Source organism: Micromonospora sp. NPDC049801, assembly GCF_040656575.1.
Taxonomy (GTDB): Bacteria; Actinomycetota; Actinomycetes; order Mycobacteriales; family Micromonosporaceae; genus Micromonospora.
In genome coordinates, this window is sequence record NZ_JBFAMS010000004.1 from 24,120 (window position 1) to 38,717 (window position 14,598).

Here is a 14,598-nt window from a genome sequence, read left to right on the forward strand (position 1 = left end):
ATCCCGGCGTACACCGAACCGGTCCTGCAGCTCGACGGGGTGAGCCGGACGTACCCGGGCGACGTCACCGCCCTGGACGACGTCTCGCTGACCGTACGCGCGGGAGAACTCCTCGCCATCGTCGGACCGTCCGGGTCCGGCAAGTCGACCCTGCTGAACATCATGGGCACGCTCGACCTGCCCACCAGCGGCCGGGTACGCGTCGCCGGGCAGGAGGTGACGGACCTGTCCGACCGGCGGCTCTCCGCGCTGCGGGGCCGGTGGCTCGGCTTCGTGTTCCAGCAGTTCCACCTCGTCGGAGGGCTCGACGCCGCCGAGAACGTCGCCACCGGGCTGCTCTATGCCGGTGTACCCCGTCGTCGCCGTCGCCGCACGGCCATCGACGCGCTGGCCCGGGTCGGCCTGGCGCACCGGGTCGACCACCTGCCGCACCAGCTCTCCGGCGGGGAACGCCAGCGGGTCGCCATCGCGCGGGCGCTGGTCAACGACCCGGCGCTGGTCCTGGCCGACGAGCCGACCGGCGCCCTGGACACCGCCAACGGCGAGGCGGTCCTGGCGCTGCTGCTGAGCCTGCACGCCGAGGGCACCACCATCGCCATGATCACCCACGATCGGGACCTCGCCGCCCGTACCCCTCGGCAGGTGGACATCCGCGACGGGCGGATCGTCTCCGACACCCTCGACAGGACCCACCGATGAGCACACCGACAGCGGCACCCGGCGGCCGGCCGCCCCGGCTCGCCCCGAGCGACGTACTCCGGCTCGGCCTGCTCGGGCTGACCAGCCGGCGGATGCGGGCGGCGCTGTCCGCCCTGGGCATCTCCATCGGCATCGCCACGATGATCGTCGTGGTCGGCATCCCGGCGTCCAGCCAACGCGACCTGATGGACCAGCTCTCCGCTCTCGGCACCAACCTGCTGCGCGCCGAACCCGTGCCGGACCAGGACCCGCCCGTGCTGCTGCCGGCGGAGTCGGTGGCGATGGTGGACCGGATCGGGCCCGTCGAGACGGTGAGCGCGGTCGCGAACACCCACGTCGCGGTCCGCCGCAACGACCTGGTGGACCGCTACGACACGTCGGGACTCACGACCCTCGCCGCGCGCCCGGATCTGCTGGACACCGTCAACGGACGGGTCCGCGTCGGCCGGTTCCTGGACGACGGCACGGCCCGGCTGCCGACCGCCGTCCTCGGCTACGTGGCCGCGAGCCGGCTCGGGTTCGCCACCGTCGACCCGGCCCGGCCGCCCCAGGTGCTCGTCGGTGAACGGTGGTTCACCGTGATCGGCGTACTCGATCCGCTGCCCATCGCCCCCGACCTGGACCGGTCGGTGCTGGTCGGCTGGGACGCGGCCCGAAACCTGCTCGGCTTCGACGGGCATCCCACGGTCGTGTACGTGCGGGCCCGCGAGGCCGCGCTGGAGGACGTGCGTGCCGTGCTGCCGGCCACCCTCGACCCGCAGTTGCCCGGGTTGATCCAGGTCAGCCGCCCCTCGGACGCGCTCGCCGCCAAGCGGGCCACCGAGAACACGTTCTCCGCGCTCTTCCTCGGGCTGGCCGCCGTGGCGCTGCTGGTCGGCGGGATCGGGGTCGCCAACACCATGGTCATCTCGGTGCTGGAGCGCCGCCGGGAGATCGGTCTACGCCGGGCGCTCGGCGCGAACCGGGGGCAGATCCGGGTGCAGTTCCTCACCGAATCGGTGCTGCTGTCCGTGCTCGGCGGAGCCGCCGGAGCGGTGCTCGGCGTGCTCGCGACGGTCGGGTACGCCAGCTACCAGGGCTGGCCGCCGACGATCCCGGTGACCTCGGTGGCCGGTGGCATCGGCGGCGCGATGCTGGTCGGGATGGCGGCGGGCGTCTACCCGTCGATCCGCGCCGCCCGCCTCACCCCCACCGAAGCGCTCGCCAGCGCATGATCAGCTCGGCCGCTGGGCACGCCACCGCGAGAGTGCCAGGGTCGCGGAGTAGCCGGCCAGGACGATCACGTGGAACACGTACAGCCACAGCAGCACGGCGACGCCCGCGCCGATCGGGTCGAAGCCGCCGAACGGCACGCCGAGGTCCAGCGGCAGGGACGCGAACAGCACGAAGCCGTGCAGGAACCCGGAGAGGTTGGCCGCCGTGAACGAACCGATCGCCAGGGTGGAGAGCCAGTCCGGCGACGCCGGCCCGACCACCCGGAACACCCACACCAGCACCGGTGTGAGCACCAGCCAGACCGCCAGGAAGGACAGCACGATGCCCAGCGCGCCGACCCAGCCGCCCTGGCGGACCAGGCGGGTGGTGAGCGGTAACGCCAGCAGGATCGACAGCAGCAGCGCGGGCGCCGGCGCGAGCAGCGGCAGCAACAGCAGCCGACCCCGCCACCCCACCAGGTGCTCGTCGGTGCGTGGCGCCGCCACCGACACGAACGCCCGGCGCAGCCCCTCGCCGTACAGCGACGCGGGCAGCAGGGAGGCGAGGGCCAGCAGCGGGGTCAACTGCACCCCGGCGTCGACCAGCGCGGCCACCGCCCGGGGCGCGCCGATCGCTGTCGGCAGGGCCTCCACGGCGTACGACGTGAGCCGGCGTACCCGATCGGCGCCCGCGACCAGCGAGGTGAGCCAGAGGGCCAGCAGCGCCACCGGGACCACGGCGATCGCCCCGTAGAAGGTGATCGCCGCGGCGTGCAGCGACAGGTCGCGTCCGCGCACCGGACGGAACGCGGCACTGGTGATCCGTTTCGCGCGCTGCCAACCGCTGCCCATCGGCTTCTCCTTCCCTGTCGTCGGGACGGTCACTCCTTAAGATCGCCGGTCATGACTGTTATCACCACCGAACGCCTCATCCTGCGCGATTGGACCGACGAAGCGGCGGACCTGGCCCGGATCTACGACATCTACCGGCGCCCGGAGATCACGCGCTGGTTGGGCGTGTCACCGGGTCTGCCGATGGTGGAGTCGGGTCAGGCCGCGGAACGGCTGCAGATGTGGCGGGACCGGCACGCCGCCGACGGCGGTCGCTACGGCACCTGGGCGATCGAGGTACGCGAGACCGGCGTCGTGGCGGGTACGGCGCTGCTCAAGCCGCTGCCGGGGCGCGACGAGAGTCAGCTCACCGACGACATCGAGGTGGGCTGGCACCTGCACCCCGACTCGTGGGGCCACGGCTACGCCACCGAGGCGGCGCGTGCGCTCATCGTCCGGGAGTTCGCCACCGGCACCTCCGAGATCTACGCGGTCGTGTCGCCGGGCAACGAGCCGTCGATGGCGGTCTGCCGGCGACTCGGCATGGAGCACGTGGGCCAACGCACCGACTGGTACGGCGGTGAGGTGCTGGAGACCTTCGTCCTGGCGGCCCCAGCGGCCTGATCGTTCCGGAATCACCTGACGCAAGATCCGTACAGCTTCGGGGAAGGTTTCGCCTCCATTCGTCGGGGGTGGCGCCTTCCCTGATTTGTGCGTGGATCGAGGTGCGCCAACAGTGGGCAACTCCGTCAATAGTCACGGTGGTCGAAGTATTGACGCTCTCGTAGCACGTCAGTAACCTTTGGTCAAAGTTACGCAAGAACTAGACAAACGCGTGCACGATTCTGTGCATGCTCGCGGAAGATTCAACGGGCCTCCTGGGGAGGCCCGTTGATGGTCGTACCCCTCGAACGCCGGCCCGCCTCACCGGTCGGCGACGCACCGCCACCCACCCCACCGTGGTCACCCCCGCCCGCGGCAACCGTCCCCCGACGACAGGACAGTCATGAGACGACGAGCGACACTGTTCAGGATGGTGGCGGCGACAGTCGCGACCACGCTGATCGCGACCGCCCTCGCGAACCCGGCCCTCGCCACTCCGACCTCCGCCCCCCGCCCCGCCGACCAACCGGCCGCCGCCAGCAGCGCCGTCGCCGCGGCGGCCACCAACCTCGCCCAGGGTCGTCCCACCCAGGAGAGCGGGCACGCCGACGTCTACGACTCGTCGAAGGTCGTCGACGGCAACGCGGGCAGCTACTGGGAGAGCGTCAACAACGCGTTCCCCCAGTGGGTACAGGTCGATCTCGGCTCGTCACAGTCGGTCAACCAGGTCGTGCTGAAGCTGCCGACCTCGGGCTGGGGCACCCGCACCCAGACGTTGAGCGTGCGGGGCAGCGCCGACGGCTCGTCGTTCACCGACCTGGCCGGGTCGCAGACGTACACCTTCAACCCGGCGAGCGGCAGCACCGCCACGATCAACTTCAGCGCCACCGCCACCCGCTACGTCCGGATCACCATCACCGCCAACAGCGGCTGGCCGGCCGGGCAGCTCTCCGAGCTGGAGGTGTACGGCAGCGGCGGCACCACCCCCGACACCACCGCGCCGAGCGCGCCCGGCAACCTCTCGTACACCCAGTCGGGCACCACCATCAGCCTCGCCTGGGTCGCGTCCACCGACAACTCCGGCGGTAGCGGTGTCGCCGGCTACGACGTCTACCGCAACGGCGCGTTCCTCCAGTCCGTCGGGACCGTGACCACGTTCAACGACACCCAGCCCACCACGGCGACCGTGTCGTACTACGTCCGGGCGCGCGACGCCGCCGGCAACGTCTCCGGCACCAGCAACACGGTGACCCGCACCGGCAGCGGTGACACCACCGCGCCGAGCGTGCCGGGGACGCTGTCGCAGAGCACGTCGGGCAGCACGATCACGCTCACCTGGGGTGCCTCGACCGACACCGGTGGCAGTGGCCTGGCCGGCTACAACGTCTACCGGGGCGGCAACCTGATCGCGACGCTGGGCGCGGTCCTCACCTACCAGGACACCCAGCCGGTGACCGCGACCGTCTCCTACTACGTCCGCGCCCGCGACGGCGCGGGCAACCTGTCCGGCAACAGCAACACCGTCACCCGGACCGGGAGCAACCCCCCGGCCTGCACGAACGTGGCGCAGGGCAAGAGCATGACGGCGAGCGGCTCCACCTTCACCTTCACCCCCGACAAGGCGAACGACGGGCAGCTCGGCACCTACTGGGAGGGTGCGGCCAGCTACCCGCAGAACCTCACCGTGGCGCTCGGCGCGAACCACTCGATCTCCGGCGTCACCGTCAAGCTCAACCCCGACTCGTCCTGGGGCACCCGTACCCAGACGATCCAGGTCCTCGGCCGCGACCAGGCGTCGTCGTCGTACACCAGCCTGGTGCCGGCGGCGGCCTACCAGTTCGTCCAGGGCAGCAACACGGTGACCATTCCGGTCAGCGCGACCACGGCGGACGTGCAGTTGCGGTTCACCGGCAACACCGGCGCTCCGTCCGGCCAGGTGGCCGAGCTGGAGGTCTGCGGCACCCCGGCCCCCAACCCGGACCTGGTCGTCAGCTCGCTGTCCTGGTCGCCCACGTCGCCCAGCGAGGTCTCCGCGATCACGCTCTCGGCCGTCGTGCAGAACATCGGCACCGCCGCCGCGGCGGCCACCACGGTGAACTTCAGCCTGGCTGGGACGCTCGTCGGCAGCGCCACGGTGGGCGCGCTCGCCGCCGGTGCCTCGACGACCGTGTCGTTCAACGCCGGTACGCGACCGATGGGCAGCTACGCCGTGTCGGCGGTGGTCGACCCGACCAACACGGTCGTCGAGCAGAACAACGGCAACAACAGCCTCACGGCGGCGTCGCCGCTGGTGGTGGCGCAGGCCCCGGGGCCGGACCTGCAGGTGCTGAGCATCGCCTCGAACCCGCCCAACCCGGCCGTCGGGGCGTCCGTCACCTTCACCGTGGCGGTCCGCAACCGGGGCACCACCGCGACCGGCGCGACCACCGTCACCCGACTTGTGGTGGGCGGCACCACGCTCAACACCAACACCGCCTCGATCGCCGCCGGCGCGACGACCACCGTGGCTGTCAGCGGTAGCTGGACCGCCACCAGCGGCGGCGCGACCATCACCGCCACCGCCGACGCCACAAACGTGGTCGCCGAGACCAACGAGAGCAACAACACCGTCAGCCAGTCCATCGTGGTCGGACGCGGCGCGGCGGTGCCGTACGTCTCGTACGAGGCGGAGGCCGGCCGTTACTCGGGCACGCTGCTGGAGGCCGACCCGCTGCGCACCTTCGGGCACACCAACTTCGCCAGCGAGTCCTCGGGCCGCAAGTCGGTACGCCTCACCGGCACCGGCCAGTTCGTCGAGTTCACCTCGGCCAACCAGGCCAACGCCATCGTGGTGCGCAACTCCATCCCGGACGCGCCCGGTGGTGGCGGCATCGAGGCGACCATCAGCCTCTACGTCAACGACGTCTTCTCCCGCAAGTTGACCCTGTCGTCGAAGCACAGCTGGCTCTACGGCGACACCGACGGGCCGGAGGCGCTGACCAACACCCCGCAGGCCGACGCCCGACGGCTCTTCGACGAGTCGAACGCGCTGCTGTCGCAGTCGTACCCGGCGGGCACCCGGTTCAAGTTGCAGCGCGATTCGGGTGACACCGCCTCGTTCTACGTCATCGACATGATTGACCTGGAGCAGGTGGCCCCGCCGCTGAGCCAGCCGGCCGGCTGCACGTCGATCACCCAGTACGGCGCGGTCCCGAACGACGGGCTCGACGACACCGCCGCCATCCAGCGGGCGGTGACCGACGACCAGAACGGCGTCATCAGCTGCGTCTGGATCCCGGCCGGGCAGTGGCGGCAGGAGCAGAAGATCCTGACCGACGACCCGCTGAACCGGGGCATGTACAACCAGGTCGGCATCAGCAACGTCACCATCCGGGGCGCCGGCATGTGGCACTCGCAGCTCTACACGCTGACCGAGCCGCAGAACGTGGTGGGCGGCATCAACCACCCGCACGAGGGCAACTTCGGCTTCGACATCGACAAGAACACCCAGATCTCCGACATCGCCATCTTCGGCTCCGGCCGGATCCGGGGCGGTGACGGCAACGCCGAGGGCGGCGTCGGTCTGAACGGCCGGTTCGGCACCGGCACCAAGATCAGCAACGTCTGGATCGAGCACGCGAACGTCGGCGTCTGGGTGGGCCGCGACTACGACAACATCCCCGACCTGTGGGGGCCGGCCGACGGGCTGGAGTTCAGCGGCATGCGGATCCGCGACACGTACGCCGACGGCATCAACTTCAGCAACGGCACGCGCAACTCGCGGGTGTTCAACTCGTCCTTCCGGACCACCGGCGACGACGCGCTCGCCGTCTGGGCCAACCCGTACGTCAAGGACCGCAGCGTCGACATCGCCCACGACAACCACTTCGTCAACAACACCGTCCAGCTGCCCTGGCGGGCGAACGGCATCGCCATCTACGGCGGCTACGACAACTCGATCGAGAACAACCTGGTCTACGACACCGCCAACTACCCGGGCATCATGCTGGCGACCGACCACGACCCGCTGCCGTTCTCCGGCACGACGCTGATCGCCAACAACGGGCTCTACCGCACCGGCGGCGCGTTCTGGAACGAGGACCAGGAGTTCGGCGCCATCACGCTCTTCCCCTCCACCCGGGACATCACCGGCGTCACCATCCGGGACACCGACATCGTCGACTCGACGTACGACGGGATCCAGTTCAAGAACGGTGGCGGCAACATGCCGAACGTCGCCATCACCAACGTACGGATCGACAAGTCGAACAACGGTGCCGGCATCCTCGCGATGAGCGGCGCGCGTGGTAACGCCAACCTGACGAACGTGACCATCACCAACTCGGCCGACGGCAACATCGTCACCCAGCCGGGCTCGCAGTTCGTCATCAACGGCGGCTGAGGCTAACCCGCCGTTTCCGTGAAATCGGGGTGTCCGCATGCAGCGGACACCCCGATTTTCATGAACCCGAGTCGATCGTCGCCGCGCAGGGGCCGTCGTGGGCATCGGGTCGCCGGCACCGGCCGGCCTCGCCCAGCCGGGCGTCACAGAACACTCGGGTACGCAGGAACTGCGCGTCCTCCTCGCTGAGCGTGGTCTCGCCGAAGTCGACGACGGCGAGGTGACCGAGCGAGTCGCGCAGTGCCACGGCCAGGGCGGTCACCTCGTCGAGGCTGGTCAGCGTGGTCGGCAGGTGGATGATCCAGCGGGGCTCGGTTGCGACGCTCATGGCAGGACCACCGTTCCGCCGTCCACCAGCGTCTGGATCTGGCCGTCGGTCAGCCCGCGCTGGTGCAGGACGCGACGGCCCCAACGGTGCAGTCGGCACGGGTGCCGGGCGTCGTCCCTGCGGCAGCGCTCGCCGTCCGGTCGCCGCACGGGGGCGTGCACGCTGACCGCCCGCAGCGCGAACACGACGTCCTCTTTCGTCACGTAGGGCGGCAATGGCAGATCGTCGGTCGCTTCCATGGCCGTCCTCCGGTGGGATTTTCGCGGTTGCCGTCATCAATGAGGGTCATTCCACTGATGGCCCAGCACAATCTTTCGGAGCAGAATCCGGACCAAGGGACGAGGCGGCTTACGCGACGACAGCCAGGGAGATGACGTGGACGACTCCGGCAGCACGGTTCCACGCAGGCAGCTCGGCAGATATCTGAGAGAGCTTCGCGAAAACGCGTACGTGACGGTTACCGCCGCGGCCAAGGAATTGGAATGGTCGGCACCCCGGATCTGGCGGTACGAGACCGGCCAGGTCTCTATGCACCCGAACGACGTGGCGGCCATGTGTCGCGTCTACGGCGCGTCCCCGGAGACGATCGAGACGATGCGGGCGCTTGCTCGGGAGACCAAGGCGCACGGTTGGTGGCACAGCTACGGCGAGGCGATCAAGGACTGGTTCAAGCTCTACGTCGGCCTGGAAGCCGCCGCCACCCGCATCCGCAAGTACGAGGCGGACCTCATCCCCGGGTTGTTGCAGACGGTCGAGTACATGACCGAGCTGATCGCCATCGACCAGCCGCAGTTGAGCGAGGTGGACCGCCAGGCGAAGGTGGACGTGCGGCTGCGCCGGCAACGGTTGCTGGCCCGTGCGATACCGCGCGCCCCGCGCCTCGACGTCATCCTGAGCGAGGCGGTGCTGCGCCGGCCGCTGCGGGATCGCGCGGCGATGGCCCGGCAACTGGATTCGCTGGTGGTGTCGTCACGGCAACACAACATCGCCGTCCGGGTGCTGCCGCTCGACGCCGGCCTGGTGCGCTGGGCGCAGGCCGGCACCTTCACCATGCTCGACTTCCCGTCCGACGTGCGCGAGCCGGAGCCGACCACGATCTACATGGACGGCCCGTGCGGCGCGGTCTACCTTGACAAGACCCACGAGATCGAGATTTATGAGGACGCCTGGCGCTCCCTCGGTGAGCGGGCGCTCAGCGCCGACGAGTCCCGCGAGCTGATCGCGGCCATAGCGAAGGAGATGACCGATGGAGCGTGACGGAGTCTGGCGCACGTCGACCCGATCCGGCAGCGAGGGCGACTGCGTCGAGGTGGCCGGCTTCGCCGAGGTGGTCGGCGTACGCGACAGCAAGGACCGGCAGGGACCGACGCTGACCTTCACACCCTCGGCTTGGGCCGCGTTCGTCCAGTTCACGGCGGTGCACCAGCCCGTGCAATGATCACGGCCGGCTCGCTCGCGGGAGGCTGAGAATCACGATGGGTGTCGTCGCGACCGGGCTCTGCCTCGCCGTCCCCGCTCTGTTCGTGCTCTGGCTGTGGGGCGGACCTCTGCTCACCGGCAGGTGGAAGACCCCGGGCTGGTTCGTCGCGACGGCCGGGCTTTCGATCGCTGCCGCCGTCGTCACCTGGTTCGTCGGGGCGTTCGCGGGTTCCTCCATGAGCTCGGAGGAGTCCTGCCGACAGGCCGGCGTCAGCTACGACAGCGCCTACCGCGCCGTGCACTGGCGTGAGTCGTCGCGATGGTTCCCCCTGCACGATCGATGCAATGCCACCTACGACCTGGTGCCCGTCTGGGTCAACCCGGCCCTGGTGCTGCTGTCCCTGCTGGCCGTCTCCTGCATCGGCGCAGCGTTCTGGCTGGCCGTCGTACGGCACCGGACCACGACGAGCCCGGGGTCGGCCCGCAGATCTTGGAAAGTTTCCGTTCGGCCATGACGGAAAGTGTCCAAGATCTGCACCGCCACGCGCGGAGGCTGCGGTGCGGTCATTTCGGATAGACGGACCATGTGTGCGGCGACGCACATCGTGGGCGGCGGTGGCTAGGCTGACCTGAGCAGGATGGTCCGCTGAGGGGGTGAGCCCGAATGGCCCAGGCAGCGTTCGCGCCGGAGCCGGCGCCGCAGCACACCGAGCCGTCGTTCGACGTGCTGCGGTGGCACGACGAGCCGTGGACCGCGCAGCTCGCCCTCGACCTGTTGCCGGAGACCAACGGCCCGAAGGTTGAGGTCCTGAGCGGAAGCGTGATCGTGACACCACATGCGGGGATCGACCATCAGTCGGTCGAGCGGGAACTGCCCTACGTGCTCCACCGTGCAGCGCGAAAGGCTGGCTTCTGGGTCTATCCGGAGATCAACGTCCTCTCCGGGGATGATCTCTTCATTCCAGACATCGTTGCGCTGCGCAGCTCCGGGGGTGGCCGCACGACGGTACCCATCGCCGAGGCGGTACTACTCGGGGAGATCGTTTCGCCGGGCAACCGACGCAAGGACGTGATCGACCGGCCCCGGGAGTACGCGGCTGCTGGAGTTCCGTTCTTTCTCCGAGTGGACCTGCGCAATCGGGTACCGACGCTGGCTCTGTTCGAGCTGGTCAACGGGGAGTACCGGCCGATGGCCGCCGCAGCAGCGGGCAGCACCTTCGCGATGCGCGAGCCCTTCGAGTTCTCCATCGATCCGGCCGAACTGCTGGACGAGGAATCGGTCCCAGACGAGTCCGGCACCGCTTGATCGACACGGGTTCGGTGACGTCGGGGTGTCCGGGAGCTGCGGATACCCCGAGATCGGCGAACTCGTGTGGATCAAGGCCGGCGGCGGCGGGCGGGGTGGGCTGAGGCTCCCAGCGGGCACACAGCGGCGGTGGGGGAGAATGGCCCGGTGACTTCCCCCCGCGATCTTGTTCTGCTCGGGTCCACCGGTTCGATCGGCACACAGGCCATCGACATCGTCCGGCGCAACCCGGACCGGTTCCGGGTGGTGGCGATCGGGGCGGGTGGCGGCAACGTCGAACTGCTCGCCGCGCAGGCCCTCGAGCTGGGCGTCGAGGCGGTCGGGGTGGCCAAGGCGTCCGCCGCGCAGGACCTGCAACTCGCGTTCTACGCCGAGGCGAGCCGGCGCGGCTGGGCCACCGGGGACTTCAAGCTTCCCAAGATCGTGGCCGGCCCGGACGCCATGACCGAGCTGGCGCAGTGGCCGTGCGACGTCGTGCTGAACGGGGTGGTCGGCTCGCTGGGCCTCGCTCCTACGCTGGCCGCGCTGCGCGGTGGTCGTACTCTCGCGTTGGCCAACAAGGAGTCGCTCGTGGCCGGCGGCCCGCTGGTCAAGGCCGCGGTGACGCGGCCGGGGCAGATCGTTCCGGTCGACTCGGAGCATTCGGCGCTCGCGCAGTGTCTGCGGTCCGGGTCGCGCGGTGAGGTGCGGCGGCTGGTCGTCACGGCCAGCGGCGGCCCGTTCCGGGGACGGCGGCGCGACGAGTTGACGCAGGTCACACCCGAGCAGGCGCTCGCGCACCCGACGTGGAACATGGGGCCGGTCGTCACGATCAACTCGGCGACCATGGTCAACAAGGCGCTTGAGGTGATCGAGGCGCACGAACTGTTCGACGTGCCCTACGCCGACATCACCGTCATGGTGCACCCGCAGTCGGTGATCCACTCGATGGTCGAGTTCGTGGACGGGTCGACGATCGCCCAGGCCAGCCCACCGGACATGCGGCTGCCGATCGCGCTCGGCATCGGCTGGCCGGACCGGGTGCCCGAGGCCGCCGCCGCCGTCGACTGGACGGCAGCGCACAGCTGGGAGTTCGCGCCGCTGGACGATGAGGCGTTCCCGGCCGTGGCGCTCGCCAAGGCCGCCGGGGAGGCCGGACGCTGCCGCCCGGCGATCTACAACGCGGCGAACGAGGAGTGCGTGGCGGCGTTCGTGGCCGGACGGCTGCCGTTCCTCGGCATCGTCGACACCCTCGAGCGCGTGTTGGAGGACGCTCCGGACTTCGGCGAACCAGGTACCGTCGAGGACGTGCTCGCGGCCGAGTCGTGGGCGCGCGCGCACGCGCAGGAGATCATCGCGGGTTCGGTGGAAGGAGCTTGATGTCTAACCTGCTCGGGGTGGTCCTCTTCGCCCTGGCCATTCTCATCTCGGTCAGCCTGCACGAGGCGGGTCACATGCTGACCGCCAAGGCGTTCGGGATGAAGGTCACGAAGTACTTCGTCGGTTTCGGCCCCACCATCTGGTCGTTCCAGCGGGGCGAGACCGAGTACGGACTCAAGGGCATCCCCCTCGGCGGCTTCTGCAAGATCGTCGGGATGACGCCGAACGACGACGACGTCGACCCGGCCGACGAGCCGCGCGCGATGTGGCGGTTCCCGGTGTGGAAACGCACGATCGTCATGTCCGCGGGCTCGATCACCCACTTCGCGCTGGCGCTTGTCACCATCTGGCTGGCGGCCGTCACCCTCGGCCTGCCCAATCCCAAGTTCCCCACGAACGACGCGCAGGTCCGGCAGGAGCCGGCGGTGATCGCGCTCTCCGACTGCGTGATGCCGAAGATCGACCAGCGCGCCTGCGCGCCGGGTGACCCGGCCAGCCCGGCAGCCCAGGCCCAGCTTCGCGACGGCGACCGGATCACCGCACTCAACGGCAAGCCGGTGAACAACTACGGTGAGATGCTCACCGGCCTGCGCGCGCTGAAGCCGGGCGAGACCGTGAAGATCGGGTACGTCCGCGACGGCCAGCCCGGCGAGACCAGCACCGTGCTGGCCCAGACGGAGCGTCCGCCGCTCGACAACCCGAAGGGCACCGTCGGTCCGGTCGCCGCGCTCGGCGTCGGGCTCACCATCACCACCCCGAACCTCGTCACGTACGGTCCGGTCGCCGCGTTCGGCGCCACCGGCGACTTCACCCGCGGGCTGGCCGTCGGCACCGTCGACGCGTTGCAGCGGCTGCCGCAGAAGGTCCCCGCGCTGTGGACCGCCATCACCGGCGGCGAACGTGACGTGGACACCCCGATCAGCGTGGTCGGGGCCAGCCGGCTCGGCGGCGAGGCGGTCGCCCACGGGGCCTGGCTGATGTTCGTCTTGCTCTTCATCTCGCTGAACTTCTTCATCGGCGTGTTCAACCTGCTCCCGCTGCTCCCCCTGGACGGCGGCCACATCGCCATCGCCTGGTTCGAGCGGGCCCGCTCCTGGCTCTACGCGCGGATCGGCCGGGCCGACCCGGGTCGGGTGGACTATCTCAAGCTGATGCCCTTCACGTACGCGGTGATCCTGATCGGTGGCGTGTTCACGCTGCTGACCATCACCGCGGACGTCGTCAACCCGATCACGCTCTTCCCAAGGTGAGTGCTGAAGTGACCGCTATCAGTCTCGGCATGCCCGCTGTGCCGCCCCCGCCGCTCGCACCCCGCCGGGCCAGCCGCCAGATCATGGTCGGCTCGGTGCCGGTCGGTGGCGGCGCGCCGGTGTCGGTGCAGTCAATGACCACGACCCTCACCTCCGACGTCAACGCGACCCTGCAGCAGATCGCCGAGCTGACCGCGTCCGGCTGCCAGATCGTCCGGGTGGCGGTGCCGTCCCAGGACGACGTCGAGGCGCTGCCCGCGATCGCCAAGAAGTCGCAGATCCCGGTGATCGCCGACATCCACTTCCAGCCCAAGTACGTCTTCGCCGCCATCGACGCCGGCTGCGCGGCCGTCCGGGTCAACCCGGGCAACATCCGGCAGTTCGACGACAAGGTCAAGGAGATCGCGCGCGCGGCGGGGGACGCCGGCGTGCCGATCCGGATCGGCGTCAACGCGGGCTCGCTGGACAAGCGGCTGCTCACCAAGTACGGCAAGGCCACCGCCGAGGCGCTCGTCGAGTCGGCGCTGTGGGAGTGCTCGCTCTTCGAGGAGCACGGCTTCCGCGACATCAAGATCTCGGTGAAGCACAACGACCCGGTCGTGATGATCCGGGCGTACCGGCAGCTCGCCGAGCAGTGCGACTACCCGCTGCACCTCGGCGTCACCGAGGCCGGGCCGGCCTTCCAGGGCACCATCAAGTCGGCGGTCGCCTTCGGCGCGCTGCTCGCCGAGGGCATCGGCGACACCATCCGGGTGTCGCTCTCCGCCCCGCCGGTCGAGGAGATCAAGGTCGGCAACCAGATCCTGGAGTCCCTCGGCCTGCGCGAGCGCGGCCTGGAGATCGTCTCCTGCCCGTCCTGCGGCCGTGCCCAGGTGGACGTCTACAAGCTCGCCGAGGAGGTCACCGCCGGCCTCGAAGGGCTGCCGGTGCCGCTGCGGGTCGCCGTCATGGGCTGCGTCGTCAACGGTCCGGGTGAGGCCCGCGAGGCCGACCTCGGCGTCGCCTCCGGCAACGGCAAGGGCCAGATCTTCGTCAAGGGGCAGGTCGTCAAGACCGTGCCCGAGGGCCAGATCGTGGAGACGCTTATCGAAGAGGCGCTGCGCATCGCCGACGAGATGGGCGCCGAGCTGCCCGAGGAGCTGCGCGGGCTGGTCACCGGCCCGACGGTCACCGTGCACTGAGCCAGTTCCACGAAAGCGGGCCGTTCCCCCTCGGGGAGCGGCCCGCTT

General features: G+C 70.0%; 14 protein-coding genes. 11 read left to right on the forward strand and 3 right to left on the reverse strand.

Translation table 11 applies throughout. The annotated features are described in order from the left end of the window. Both AB0I89_RS08355 and AB0I89_RS08360 read left to right on the forward strand, forming a co-directional pair. Positions 1 to 699 (forward strand): ABC transporter ATP-binding protein, encoded by a 699-nt coding sequence (locus tag AB0I89_RS08355; RefSeq protein WP_357123329.1) that lies wholly within the window; start codon positions 1 to 3, stop codon positions 697 to 699. Next, entirely contained in the window at positions 696 to 1,913 is a 1,218-nt protein-coding gene (locus AB0I89_RS08360; protein ID WP_357122277.1) for an ABC transporter permease, read from the forward strand. Before AB0I89_RS08355 ends, AB0I89_RS08360 begins: the two co-directional genes overlap by 4 nt. On the opposite strand, the gene AB0I89_RS08365 is transcribed toward AB0I89_RS08360, so the two are convergent. After that, the gene (locus tag AB0I89_RS08365; RefSeq protein WP_357122281.1) at positions 1,914 to 2,744 is read right to left on the reverse strand and encodes a YhjD/YihY/BrkB family envelope integrity protein; all 831 of its coding nucleotides are present in this window, start codon (positions 2,742 to 2,744) and stop codon (positions 1,914 to 1,916) included. A gap of 51 nt (positions 2,745 to 2,795) precedes the next feature. Here AB0I89_RS08365 and AB0I89_RS08370 point away from each other — a divergent pair, with 51 nt between their 5' ends. Both AB0I89_RS08370 and AB0I89_RS08375 read left to right on the forward strand, forming a co-directional pair. Beyond that, the gene (locus AB0I89_RS08370) at positions 2,796 to 3,347 is read left to right on the forward strand and encodes a GNAT family N-acetyltransferase (protein ID WP_357122284.1); all 552 of its coding nucleotides are present in this window, start codon (positions 2,796 to 2,798) and stop codon (positions 3,345 to 3,347) included. A 409-nt stretch (positions 3,348 to 3,756) separates the two neighbouring features. Next, positions 3,757 to 7,707 (forward strand): CARDB domain-containing protein, encoded by a 3,951-nt coding sequence (locus AB0I89_RS08375; RefSeq protein WP_357122289.1) that lies wholly within the window; start codon positions 3,757 to 3,759, stop codon positions 7,705 to 7,707. Between the two features lie 58 nt (positions 7,708 to 7,765). Here AB0I89_RS08375 and AB0I89_RS08380 read toward each other — a convergent pair whose 3' ends face one another. Both AB0I89_RS08380 and AB0I89_RS08385 read right to left on the reverse strand, forming a co-directional pair. After that, entirely contained in the window at positions 7,766 to 8,035 is a 270-nt protein-coding gene (locus AB0I89_RS08380) for a hypothetical protein (protein WP_357122292.1), read from the reverse strand. Next, positions 8,032 to 8,274, reverse strand: a complete 243-nt coding sequence (locus AB0I89_RS08385) for a hypothetical protein (RefSeq protein WP_357122296.1) — start codon at positions 8,272 to 8,274, stop codon at positions 8,032 to 8,034. The genes AB0I89_RS08380 and AB0I89_RS08385 overlap by 4 nt, the downstream gene beginning before the upstream one ends. A gap of 136 nt (positions 8,275 to 8,410) precedes the next feature. On the opposite strand from AB0I89_RS08385, the gene AB0I89_RS08390 reads away from it, so the two are divergent. The 7 genes from AB0I89_RS08390 (at position 8,411) to ispG (ending at position 14,550) form a co-directional block, all read left to right on the forward strand. After that, entirely contained in the window at positions 8,411 to 9,292 is an 882-nt protein-coding gene (locus AB0I89_RS08390) for a helix-turn-helix transcriptional regulator (RefSeq protein ID WP_357122299.1), read from the forward strand. Further along, positions 9,282 to 9,473, forward strand: a complete 192-nt coding sequence (locus tag AB0I89_RS08395; protein ID WP_357122302.1) for a DUF397 domain-containing protein — start codon at positions 9,282 to 9,284, stop codon at positions 9,471 to 9,473. The genes AB0I89_RS08390 and AB0I89_RS08395 overlap by 11 nt, the downstream gene beginning before the upstream one ends. Positions 9,474 to 9,510: 37 nt before the next feature. Beyond that, positions 9,511 to 9,969, forward strand: coding sequence for a hypothetical protein (locus tag AB0I89_RS08400; protein WP_357122305.1), 459 nt, complete (start codon positions 9,511 to 9,513; stop codon positions 9,967 to 9,969). A gap of 149 nt (positions 9,970 to 10,118) precedes the next feature. Then, on the forward strand, positions 10,119 to 10,760 hold the full coding sequence (locus tag AB0I89_RS08405; protein ID WP_357122308.1) for a Uma2 family endonuclease: 642 nt from the start codon (positions 10,119 to 10,121) through the stop codon (positions 10,758 to 10,760). A 147-nt stretch (positions 10,761 to 10,907) separates the two neighbouring features. Beyond that, positions 10,908 to 12,119, forward strand: coding sequence for a 1-deoxy-D-xylulose-5-phosphate reductoisomerase (gene dxr / locus AB0I89_RS08410; protein WP_357122311.1), 1,212 nt, complete (start codon positions 10,908 to 10,910; stop codon positions 12,117 to 12,119). Continuing rightward, positions 12,119 to 13,369, forward strand: a complete 1,251-nt coding sequence (locus AB0I89_RS08415; RefSeq protein ID WP_357122314.1) for a site-2 protease family protein — start codon at positions 12,119 to 12,121, stop codon at positions 13,367 to 13,369. The genes dxr and AB0I89_RS08415 overlap by 1 nt, the downstream gene beginning before the upstream one ends. An 8-nt stretch (positions 13,370 to 13,377) precedes the next feature. Further along, positions 13,378 to 14,550, forward strand: coding sequence for a flavodoxin-dependent (E)-4-hydroxy-3-methylbut-2-enyl-diphosphate synthase (ispG, locus tag AB0I89_RS08420; RefSeq protein WP_357122317.1), 1,173 nt, complete (start codon positions 13,378 to 13,380; stop codon positions 14,548 to 14,550). The last annotated feature ends 48 nt before the right edge of the window (positions 14,551 to 14,598 follow it).

Excerpts from the sequence above, each read along its gene's own strand:
- AB0I89_RS08385 (WP_357122296.1), bottom strand. The coding sequence starts at position 8,274 with ATGGAAGCGACCGACGATCTGCCATTGCCGCCCTACGTGACGAAAGAG.
- AB0I89_RS08415 (WP_357122314.1), top strand. The coding sequence starts at position 12,119 with ATGTCTAACCTGCTCGGGGTGGTCCTCTTCGCCCTGGCCATTCTCATC.
- AB0I89_RS08405 (WP_357122308.1), top strand. The coding sequence starts at position 10,119 with ATGGCCCAGGCAGCGTTCGCGCCGGAGCCGGCGCCGCAGCACACCGAG.
- AB0I89_RS08400 (WP_357122305.1), top strand. The coding sequence starts at position 9,511 with ATGGGTGTCGTCGCGACCGGGCTCTGCCTCGCCGTCCCCGCTCTGTTC.
- AB0I89_RS08375 (WP_357122289.1), top strand. The coding sequence starts at position 3,757 with ATGGTGGCGGCGACAGTCGCGACCACGCTGATCGCGACCGCCCTCGCG.
- AB0I89_RS08360 (WP_357122277.1), top strand. The coding sequence starts at position 696 with ATGAGCACACCGACAGCGGCACCCGGCGGCCGGCCGCCCCGGCTCGCC.
- AB0I89_RS08370 (WP_357122284.1), top strand. The coding sequence starts at position 2,796 with ATGACTGTTATCACCACCGAACGCCTCATCCTGCGCGATTGGACCGAC.
- AB0I89_RS08380 (WP_357122292.1), bottom strand. The coding sequence starts at position 8,035 with ATGAGCGTCGCAACCGAGCCCCGCTGGATCATCCACCTGCCGACCACG.
- AB0I89_RS08395 (WP_357122302.1), top strand. The coding sequence starts at position 9,282 with ATGGAGCGTGACGGAGTCTGGCGCACGTCGACCCGATCCGGCAGCGAG.
- AB0I89_RS08365 (WP_357122281.1), bottom strand. The coding sequence starts at position 2,744 with ATGGGCAGCGGTTGGCAGCGCGCGAAACGGATCACCAGTGCCGCGTTC.